This window comes from Pirellulales bacterium (assembly GCA_035656635.1).
Lineage (GTDB): Bacteria > Planctomycetota > Planctomycetia > Pirellulales > JADZDJ01 > DATJYL01.
Genome location: DASRSD010000017.1, coordinates 1 through 9297 on the forward strand (window position 1 = coordinate 1; position 9297 = coordinate 9297).

A 9297-nucleotide genomic window follows, 5' to 3' on the forward strand; every position below is an offset into this window, starting at 1 on the left:
TGGGATTAGGCGAAATGGTTGCCCAGCAGATTCATTCGTTCGACGAATTGCAGCTGGACGAATTCGGCATTTTGTCGCCGTCGCCGGACGAGGCGTTTGTGGGTTCCATTGATGTGTGCATTTGCCCCGGCGTGGCGTTCACGGAAGTGGGCGAACGATTGGGCGCTGGCGGCGGATTTTACGATCGCTACTTGGCCACTCAACCTCCGCGTCTAGTCATTGGATTGGCCTTTGAATGCCAGTTGGTTCCGGAGCTGCCCCTAGAACTGCACGACCGGCGCATGGATTATATCATTACAGAGAATCGCGTAATGCACGTGAGCCATTCCACATGACGGACAGCATTGACCCACACACCGATTCGCTGACTGCGGCGCTCGTTCGGCATGGCCTGGAGTTGCCGCCGGAGCAAATTTCTGCGCTGGAACGTTATGCCCAGCGATTGTGGGAATGGAATGGTCGGCTGAACCTGACCCGTCACATGACGTTCGAAAAATTCGTGGTGCGTGATGTGACCGACAGTCTGCAATTAGCCAATTTACTTGCATCGCAGGAGCACGTGCTCGATGTGGGAACTGGCGGGGGCGTGCCCGGCGCGGTGATCGCCATTTTACGGCCCGACGTACGTGTAGCATTGTGTGATTCGGTCGCCAAAAAAGCGAAAGCCGTGGCAGCCATCGTCGAGGAGGCAGGTATTCCGGCAACTGTGCATCACGCTCGGGCTGAAGCGCTTGTAGGAATGCAGCGGTTCGATTCGTTGTTAATTCGTGCGGTGGCCCCGCTGGCCAAGTTGCTGGCGTGGTTCAAGCCGCATTGGGGAAATATTGGGCGGCTGCTGGTGATTAAGGGCCCGCAATGGGTGGAAGAACGGGGCGAAGCGCGGCATCGGGGCCTGTTTCAGGGATTGCAATTGCGCAAGTTGGCGGCGTATTCATTGGTCGGCAGCGATTCGGAAAGCGTTATCTTGCAAATCGAACAGTCCCGGACAGAGGAACAAGCTCGCGCAGAGTAAACGCAAATCTAATCGCGACTAAACAGCCGCGCATTTCACGCTAGCAATCGTAGCGGTAGTAACGATTTGCTGGATTCTATGGATTTTCCGGTCGATACGGCTATCAGAGGGTGTCGGTAAGCCGAGGAGGGCTCAGGCCGACACAAAGACCCATTGGATGCCAATGGCTGGCTCTGCGCGAAGTTGCCGACTGCATTGGTCGTGAACGACCGGTGAAGAACTCGGTTTTCGCGCTCCTTTGCGCGCGGCTGGACGCGAGCCGGCAATGCAAAGCAGCGGCGTGGCAGCATCCCGCCTGCGCCGCTGATGGTAGTGCGCCCGCAATATGAAAAGGAATTAAAACCATGCGAAATACATTGTTTGCGCTCCTGGCTACGTTGTTCGTAGCGGCTAGTACAGGATGCTGCGGAAATCATTGGTGGTGCGGAAGTTCCAAGTGCAACAACAGCAATTGCGGCTGCGATCAGGGCTGCGGCTACTGTGGACCCAATTGCGGCGCGTGCGGCCCTGGCGGGTGTCCGGGCACTTATGGAGGCAATAACGGCTGCGGATGCCAAGGAGGCGCGTGCCCCGGTCCGGCGACGGGTGCTTTCTCAGGAGACTGCGGTTGCATGTCCCATAACGCCGCTTGCTCGCCCATTCCCGATTGCGCAACGAATCGGGCAAACGTATATTCGCAATTGGGTGGTCCGGCTGGTCCGCCGGCGGCGCAGGTTGCGTATCCATATTACACGAGCCGTGGCCCGCGCGATTTCTTTGCCAACAACCCGCCGAGTATTGGACCGTAAGGACGGGAAACAATAAAGCGTAAAAATTCCAGCCCACGGGGTTGCCGCCCGTGGACTTTTACGTTGAAATCGCAACCATTTTTGATGATCGGCGCGAAAGATTATTTCTGAAAGCGTCCGACAATCAGCGAGATATTTTGGCCGCCAAAGCCGAACGAATTGCTCAACGCCACATCACAACGAGCCTGCCGGGCTGTGTTGGGAATGTAATCTAAATCGCACTCGGAATCGGGGGTTTCATAATTGATGGTCGGCGGTAAGACGTTATCGCGGATCGCCATTACACAAATCAGCAACTCGGTGGCGCCAGCGGCGGCAATCAAATGCCCCAACATGCTTTTCGTACTGGAAACGGGCACTTTGTACGCCTGATCGCCAAACACGGTTTTAATTGCTAGTGTTTCGACTTTATCGTTCACGTCAGTACTGGTGCCGTGAGCGTTAATGTAATGCACGTCCGTCGGATTTAATCCGGCATCTTCCATCGCCAGCCGAATGCAGCCTGCGCCGCCCCTTCCTTCGGGGTGCGTATCGGTAATGCGATAAGCATCGGCGGTGGAACCATAACCTAGCACTTCGCCGTAAATTTTTGCGCCGCGGGCTTTGGCGTGGTCCAGTTCTTCCAGCACGACCATCGAAGAACCCTCCCCCAGCACAAAGCCATCACGATCTTTGTCGAACGGGCGCGAGGCTTTTGTCGGTGCATCGTTACGCGTCGAAAGCGCCGTGAGCAAATTAAATCCAGTCACACCAAACGGATGAATCATGCTATGTGTGCCCCCAGAAAGCATTAACTCGGCTTCACCACGGCGAATCAACTCCACTGCTTCGCCGATGGCCTGACTGCTTGCGGCGCAGGCAGTAAGACAATTGGCGTTGGGGCCCTGCGCGTTGAACATGGAAGCCATGTGCGCGGCGGGCATGTGTGGTTCTTGTTCCAGTTCTGCCATGGGATGCAGCGTTTCCAAGCCTTCGCGCGTAAAGGCAGCGACATCTAACTGTTCGCCTTCCAACGCTTGGGCCATCATCCGTGTGAAGCTGGAAAAATCTTGCTGTCCTTCACCGCTGCCCAAATACACGCCGAAGCGGGTGGGATCGTATTGGCCGTCAGTCAGTCCGGAATCTTGCATAGCTTGCTTGGCGGCGCCGGCTGCAAATCGCGTGTGCCGCCCCCGATATTTCCAGCGGTTGGGATCTTCGCCGGCATCGGCAATATCCCAGTTTTTCACTTCAGCCGAAATTTTGGTCGGGAAATTGCTGGCATCAAAGTGCGTGGTATAGCCGACGCCTGATTCTCCTTTAAGCAACCGGCGCCACATTTCGTCGACGGAATTGCCCAATGGCGTCACACAGCCAACTCCGGTGATGACAACACGACGTTTCATAAAGCGCTCCTATTCAACTCCATTTCAATCCACAGTTATGGGCGCGCCGTTGCCTTTTCTCGACGAATGACGTCCGACACGTCGCTCGTAGATCGATTTGGCTAATAGGCAGTTACTTGGCCGCCACCTGGCGGCTTAAAAACGGATCGCTTTCGGCCATGCGAGGATGAATTTGTAGCGGATTGCCATCGGCATCGCGCCCCACTTCATACAGCTTGAGCAATCGCAACCAAGAAAACAAATCGTAAGGAACGAACAATTCCAGCCGATCGCCGCGTTGATTCACTTGTTCCAAATGGGCGAAGAAAATTTCCGCTTCGGCTTGGGGCTTGCCATTCACTTCGCTGGTGACAGTCGTCATGGCGCCGTCTTCTTTAATGTCTTGCAGCAATGCGCGGTACGTGAGCATGTCGCCCGGCCATGCTTCGCCATGAAACACAGCTTTGGAAACTTTTGCCAAAATCACTTGTTTGGTGAAGCCACTGTGTTCGCACACCAATAAGCCGGCGGTTTGTGCCATGCCTTCCAGAATAAGCGTGTTCGGCATGACCGAGGCGCCAGGAAAATGATCGTGCAGATGGTCTTCCGAAAGCGATAGCGTCTTGATTGCCGTGGCTGATTGTCCACTGACGAATTCGGTAAAGCGATCGATCCAAAACCAGCGCATGGCAAATCAGCAGGTTCAAAGTTCAAATATCGAGACAGATCGCAGCGACAACCGCCCTCGGCTTGGAGGTCGGTTGCCCACCCCAAATGGTTCACTACGTCAATTTTGTTTGCACGTAGTTCACTAAATCTTGCACGGTGAGCAAATTGCCGAAGTTGGTCACACGCGGATCGGCTTCAAACTTGGCGAGATCGACAAACGGCATTCGCTTTCTTAATTGATCAATGCCTTCGGACGTTACCTTCCCATCGCGCACATACTGGGCATTGCTGAGAATGTCTTCCGGAAAGAGCTCTCCACGCGGAATTTTGATGTTAAACGTTTTTTCCAAGCGGAACACAATGTCGAGAAAATCGATTGATTCGGCGCCCAAATCGCCAACCATGGTGGCCTCGGAGGTGACCTCATCGTCGTCGACTCCCAGCGCATCTACCAAACAAGTGCGGACTTTCTCGAATACTTCGGCTTGCTGTGCAGGCATGGATTATATCCCTCCAGTTCTTTCACAAAATAATTTGATTTGTCGTCGTATTTTTGCCGGTGCAATGGAGGCGACGCAGTGCATCAACCAGGTTATTGCACAGCCGCCGGATTACAAGCCAACGAAGGCACCGCCGAATGGCTGCCATTGGCGGACGGCGCGCCAGGCAGAACGTCGGTGGGCCGATACAACACGTTGAACAGCGAACGCATTTCTCGGATTACGTGTGCGTCGGAGCTAGCGCAAACCGGATTCCTGTCCGCCAGGTTGTATTTGCCCAGCACCAAGCGGGCTGTCACATTTACTTTTCCGTTCACACTGCCTTGGGCTTTAAGTTTGGTTTGTTCGGGCGTTTGTCCAATGATTTCCGCCGTTACGGTCAGCGTTTGACCGGGGGCGACGAAGTCGGCGTATTTCACATTCCGCGCTTCACGCAGGACCACCATGCTGTGCTTAAAATCTTCCGTCGCACGAACAAGCCATGCCGACGCTTGTGTCAGGGCCTCTAGCATAAACACGCCTGGCATCACAGGGAACTGTGGAAAGTGATCGGCCAGATAATCTTCGGCCAATGCTAATCCCTTAATCGCCGTAATGCTTTCGCCGGCCTTCAGTTCGACAATTCTGTCCAGTAACTTAAAACGCATAAAAACCGTGGTCTGGCCACCACGGGAAATAAACTGGGAAATATACGAATTAACCAGTATACGGGCTTACGGAGCCCTCCACAACCACGTTGGCCAACTGAAAACTTGGGCGATTTTTGCCTGAGGCGGTGCGATTGTTAAAGCCTGTAAGGTTTTACAACATAGGCTCGGCGAGACAGCGGCAGCAATGGACTCACTGCTGTAATTTGGCCCTTGTCTTCGGATGCGATGCACAGTCAATCCAGACGTAACACACTTGCTCAGAGGCGTCCCGGCAGTTTCTGTCAGTTTGGCAGCGGCAGTGGATTTTGCAATTGGGTAGGCGGTTTTTCCAGATCATAACAACCCAGCGGCTAATGATTTATGGCATGTATGGCAGCCATCCAATTGGGCACAGACTTTGCTTGTGTCAGTGGCTTGGGTTTGTTCGTCTGTTTTGATTTTCGAATAACCCCTCTTTTGGAGACATGCAATAAAACGGAGGCATAAAATGGTGATGCGAAGCACAATTACTGTCCATCCAATTCAGCAATTGCGTGAGGAAGTCGATCGTTTGTTCACAAATGTGTTCACACATCCTACCGTAACAGGAGCGGCACGCTTGGTTACCGGCCGCGGTTTTCTTGCGGTCAATGTATGGGAAGACAGCGACAATTTATTCGTTGAAGCCGAAGTTCCGGGAGTGAAGCCTGAGCAGTTGGACGTGACCGTCGTTGGCAATGAATTGACTATTAAAGGCCAACGCCCGGAAGAGCCGCTAGGCGATGGGGCGTTTCATCGTCGTGAACGTGGGCAGGGCTCGTTCACGCGCATTCTTCGGCTGTCGACCGAAGTGACTGCCGATAATGTTCGGGCGGCACTGAACGACGGTGTTCTTCTGTTAACGTTGCCTAAGGCCGAAGCCGCCAAGCCACGGAAAATTCAAGTGAAAACGGAATAGAACGCACATTAATTTTTGCAAGTTGTCCAATCAAATCTAAACAAGAAATATTGATCTGGAGGCCAATTATGTCTGTTGAAACTACTCTCAACCAAGAAAACGGCGCCGTCGACGTATTGCCACCCAAACATACTCGCGGCGGACCGTACTACCGACCGAATGTCGACATTTACGAGTTGCCCGACCAGTTGGTTGTGCTGGCCGACGTGCCGGGCGCGAAGAACGACCAAATCGACATCCATTTTGAAGACGGCGCATTGACGATCCATGCGAAAGTAAGCGAGCGTCAGGACTCGCAGGGTCCCTATCTGCGTCAGGAGTACGGCGTAGGCGACTTCTATCGCACGTTCCGCGTGAGTGAGCAAATTGAGGCTACGCGCATAGCGGCTGAATATTCCGGCGGTGTGCTCACGCTGCACTTGCCCAAGGCGGAAGCGATGAAACCTCGGAAAATTAAGGTCTCCGCAAAGTAAATTTCGACGTCGTTGAAAAACAATTTCGGAAATTCGGTCAAAAGGCCTATCATGTATGAAATTAAGGAGAATAGATTATGAACCTTGTTCCTTGGAAAAACAAATCGGGAGAAACGCCCGAAGGGCGATTATCTTCGTTGACCGAATTCCGTTCAGAAGTAAATCGGTTGTTTGACTCATTTGTGCGTGAGCCGTTCGAAACCTTAAGCGATTCGGTCGCCTCATGGGGGCGGTGGGCACCGGCATTGGATGTTTCCGAAAGCGATACGGCCGTAACCGTACGGGCCGAAGTGCCTGGAGTCGATCCTGGTGAACTGGACATCACGGTCACGGGGGACCGATTGACCATTGCAGGCGAGAAAAAAGAAACGGTCGAGAAAAAAGACCGCGACACTTACCATCGCGAAAGTCGGTATGGCAGTTTCAGCCGGACCGTGCAATTGCCTAGCAGCGTTGATCCGCAGCAAGTGACTGCTGAGCACGCCAACGGAATACTCACGATTACCCTGCAAAAGACGCCGGCTGCCACAGCGAAGAAAATTGCGGTGAAATCGCAAGATCACAACACAGCTTAGTCAGGGCGGAAGACGCCCTGGGGAGTTCACTCGCTGTCAAATACTCATGAGGGCGTGGCCTAACGATTGTTGTTCTGGTTGTTGTTATTGCCGTTTCCCCCGTTGTTGTTTCCACCACCTTGTCCGTTGCGGCCGTTGTTGTTCCAGCGGTTGCGGCGCTGCTGATCGTCGCGGCTTGACTGCGACGCATTGGCGTTCTTCTTGGCGGCTTCCGGATCGGCCACGTTTTTCAGCGCGTCCTTAATCAGCGGATCGTCGAGGACGCCGCCCACGCTAATCACGCGCACCACCGGCTCGACAGGCTTGGTGGAATCATCCAAATTGTGAATCATGGCGACGACGTCGGTCAGTAAAAACTGCGGCGCGGAAACAACCAGCGAGTTTGAAGTGGCATCGACGCCGACGGACAGCAAACCCTTGAACCGTGGCACACCGTTGGTAGTGTCTTGGTGGTTGCCCATATCGTAAAAACTGTAAAACGGCCGTTGTTGCTGCCCTTGTTGCGGGTTGTTCGAAACCAGGGCTTTATCGTTCGGACTAAGCAAATCGCGGTAAACTTCTTTGATGATATCGTCCACCGTTTGTGCTTTGGCATATTTAACGGCCACGATTTGCGTTCGGCGGATCGATTGCGAATCGGGCGGCTCCTCGCGATCGTAAAAATCGACAAGCGATTTAATTTCCGCTAGTTGGTCATCATCGGCTCCCTGCACCAAAATGGAATTTGTGACCGGATCGGCGGTGAATCGTAGCGGCTCACGCTTCGACAAGCGATTGCGGTCCTCTTTTTTATCTTCGGGCTGCTCATCGAAGAAATAATAAATCGAAAAATTGTCGCGCTGCCGCTGCGCGTCCTTGGAAAACACGGTTTCCAACAGGCTGGCCACATCTTTGGCGTAGGTGTGCTTGAGAGTGAAAACGTGATAGCGAGAATCGCCCGGGGAAAGCTCATCGACCAACTTCATAAATTGATCGAGCGCCGCCGGATCTCGCGAAGTGACAATCAAACCTTGCGGGCCGCGAGTGATTGAAATTCCCGGCGGTGTTGATGGCGCTACGGCGGTCGGCGCCGAATTATTGCTGCCAGTTCGATCGTCCGGACCGGTGTGCAAAGGGCGGCCAAGAATATCAGTTTCTGTCGTTTCTGCTTCCGTGGCAGTTAGCGCGTTCGTTTTGGCCCGCTTCAGGGTAGCGCCGTCAGCTGTTTTTTCATCACTGCTGTCGATCGACACGCTATAGGCCGGACGGCCGAATGGAACGGTTAGGGTTTTGGAGGCGGTGGCCGACGGCGCGGCATGGACAGGCTGTTTTTTTTGCTCTTTTTCGTTCTTGCGATCTGTATCGGATTCATTGTGTTTAGCATCTTCCGAATTGCTGGGCTTATTCGTGGTCGAACTGCTTTTATTCGGCGAATTGCTATTGTCCGTGGAATTGTCTTTACTGCCATCATAACCGCGAGAACCTTTGGGCATATCTTTCAATTCGTCCACGTTCAATTCGAGCGGCGCGGGGCTAAGCGAGGGCCAGACACGCTGCAGCTGTTCCAGCAGCCGATTGGTATCGCGGCCGGGACCGGCGTGGATAACCCGCATGTTGTCGCCGTGCGTGTCACCAAAGGGATCTTCGCCTAACTTGATCATGAGTGCGCGAATTTCCTGAAGTTCGATATCATTCACGCGCAACAGCAGGCGATTGTGCTTGGTATCGGCCTCGACTTGGAAACCGCCGTCTTTGGACTGATCCGGCTGGCGATAGTCGCCGAACACATAACGCGGGCGATTGGTCTCTTTCGTGGGACCGCGCAGCAGGAATTCGATGGAGCCGGCAACATAATCGGCATCGAGTTTGCGGAGCTGTACGACTTCGAAGTGCCGGGCGCTGCCGTCAAGTTTTTCGATAAGCTGCCGCACGGTTACGTGATCGACCAACGGCCCATCAACAATAATGGCTTTGTTCACGTTGTCGACTTCCAATCGGGTCGATGGGTCAAGATTGCCCATATCTTTTAGCACAGCGACGATGGGCGCAGGATCGGCCGCCACCAGGCGATACATTTGTACTCGCTGCAAGGCAGCCAACGGCGAAGTTCCGGCAGATGGAACATCGAGCAGCATCACGGCCTGTTCAATCACAGCTAACTTATCAGGTGTGGCTAGCGCCATAACACTGTTTTCGCGGCGGTTGATGGCCAGATAGATTTTATCCTCTTGCTGTTGTTGCGGACGGCTTCCTTTTCCTCCATTTTGTTGTGCCTGCTGCTGCATTTGCTGCATCATTTGCTGCATTTGCTGCTGCATCTGTTGCTCGTTGGGACCGCCGCCGCGCCCCC

At 53.7% G+C, this 9297-nt stretch carries 11 protein-coding genes; 6 read left to right on the forward strand and 5 right to left on the reverse strand.

Annotation, left to right across the window (positions count from 1 at the left end; genetic code table 11):
• From VFE46_01185 to VFE46_01195, 3 genes are all read left to right on the forward strand, one after another.
• Positions 1-335: 5-formyltetrahydrofolate cyclo-ligase (locus tag VFE46_01185; GenBank protein HZZ26591.1), on the forward strand; the 335-nt coding region annotated here is incomplete at its 5' end.
• Positions 332-1012 (forward strand): 16S rRNA (guanine(527)-N(7))-methyltransferase RsmG, encoded by a 681-nt coding sequence (rsmG, locus tag VFE46_01190; GenBank protein ID HZZ26592.1) that lies wholly within the window; start codon positions 332-334, stop codon positions 1010-1012. The genes VFE46_01185 and rsmG, both read left to right, overlap by 4 nt.
• Positions 1013-1623: 611 nt before the next feature.
• On the forward strand, positions 1624-1800 hold the full coding sequence (locus VFE46_01195) for a hypothetical protein (GenBank protein HZZ26593.1): 177 nt from the start codon (positions 1624-1626) through the stop codon (positions 1798-1800).
• A 101-nt stretch (positions 1801-1901) separates the two neighbouring features.
• On the opposite strand, the gene fabF is transcribed toward VFE46_01195, so the two are convergent.
• The 4 genes from fabF to VFE46_01215 form a co-directional block, all read right to left on the reverse strand.
• Complete coding sequence (gene fabF / locus VFE46_01200) at positions 1902-3185, reverse strand: beta-ketoacyl-ACP synthase II (GenBank protein HZZ26594.1); 1284 nt, start codon at positions 3183-3185, stop codon at positions 1902-1904.
• Positions 3186-3297: 112 nt separating this feature from the next.
• Positions 3298-3852 (reverse strand): 3-hydroxyacyl-ACP dehydratase FabZ family protein, encoded by a 555-nt coding sequence (locus VFE46_01205; GenBank protein HZZ26595.1) that lies wholly within the window; start codon positions 3850-3852, stop codon positions 3298-3300.
• A gap of 94 nt (positions 3853-3946) precedes the next feature.
• On the reverse strand, positions 3947-4333 hold the full coding sequence (locus tag VFE46_01210; GenBank protein ID HZZ26596.1) for an acyl carrier protein: 387 nt from the start codon (positions 4331-4333) through the stop codon (positions 3947-3949).
• A 92-nt stretch (positions 4334-4425) separates the two neighbouring features.
• A complete protein-coding gene (locus VFE46_01215; protein ID HZZ26597.1) occupies positions 4426-4980 on the reverse strand; it encodes a 3-hydroxyacyl-ACP dehydratase FabZ family protein in 555 nt (184 codons plus the stop codon).
• A gap of 496 nt (positions 4981-5476) precedes the next feature.
• Between VFE46_01215 and VFE46_01220 the strand changes: the two genes are divergently transcribed.
• The 3 genes from VFE46_01220 to VFE46_01230 all read left to right on the forward strand — a co-directional run bounded on the left by VFE46_01220 (position 5477) and on the right by VFE46_01230 (position 6968).
• A complete protein-coding gene (locus VFE46_01220; GenBank protein HZZ26598.1) occupies positions 5477-5920 on the forward strand; it encodes an Hsp20/alpha crystallin family protein in 444 nt (147 codons plus the stop codon).
• A 68-nt stretch (positions 5921-5988) separates the two neighbouring features.
• Complete coding sequence (locus tag VFE46_01225) at positions 5989-6393, forward strand: Hsp20/alpha crystallin family protein (protein HZZ26599.1); 405 nt, start codon at positions 5989-5991, stop codon at positions 6391-6393.
• Positions 6394-6470: 77 nt separating this feature from the next.
• On the forward strand, positions 6471-6968 hold the full coding sequence (locus tag VFE46_01230; protein HZZ26600.1) for an Hsp20/alpha crystallin family protein: 498 nt from the start codon (positions 6471-6473) through the stop codon (positions 6966-6968).
• A gap of 59 nt (positions 6969-7027) precedes the next feature.
• Here the strand turns inward: VFE46_01230 and VFE46_01235 are convergent.
• Positions 7028-9297, reverse strand: a 2270-nt coding sequence (locus VFE46_01235) for a secretin N-terminal domain-containing protein (GenBank protein HZZ26601.1), incomplete at its 5' end; no start/stop codon positions are given.

Coding starts and splice junctions, on each gene's coding strand:
- VFE46_01230 (HZZ26600.1), top strand. CDS start 6,471: ATGAACCTTGTTCCTTGGAAAAACAAATCGGGAGAAACGCCCGAAGGG.
- rsmG (HZZ26592.1), top strand. CDS start 332: ATGACGGACAGCATTGACCCACACACCGATTCGCTGACTGCGGCGCTC.
- VFE46_01215 (HZZ26597.1), bottom strand. CDS start 4,980: ATGCGTTTTAAGTTACTGGACAGAATTGTCGAACTGAAGGCCGGCGAA.
- VFE46_01225 (HZZ26599.1), top strand. CDS start 5,989: ATGTCTGTTGAAACTACTCTCAACCAAGAAAACGGCGCCGTCGACGTA.
- VFE46_01220 (HZZ26598.1), top strand. CDS start 5,477: ATGCGAAGCACAATTACTGTCCATCCAATTCAGCAATTGCGTGAGGAA.
- VFE46_01195 (HZZ26593.1), top strand. CDS start 1,624: ATGTCCCATAACGCCGCTTGCTCGCCCATTCCCGATTGCGCAACGAAT.
- VFE46_01205 (HZZ26595.1), bottom strand. CDS start 3,852: ATGCGCTGGTTTTGGATCGATCGCTTTACCGAATTCGTCAGTGGACAA.
- VFE46_01210 (HZZ26596.1), bottom strand. CDS start 4,333: ATGCCTGCACAGCAAGCCGAAGTATTCGAGAAAGTCCGCACTTGTTTG.
- fabF (HZZ26594.1), bottom strand. CDS start 3,185: ATGAAACGTCGTGTTGTCATCACCGGAGTTGGCTGTGTGACGCCATTG.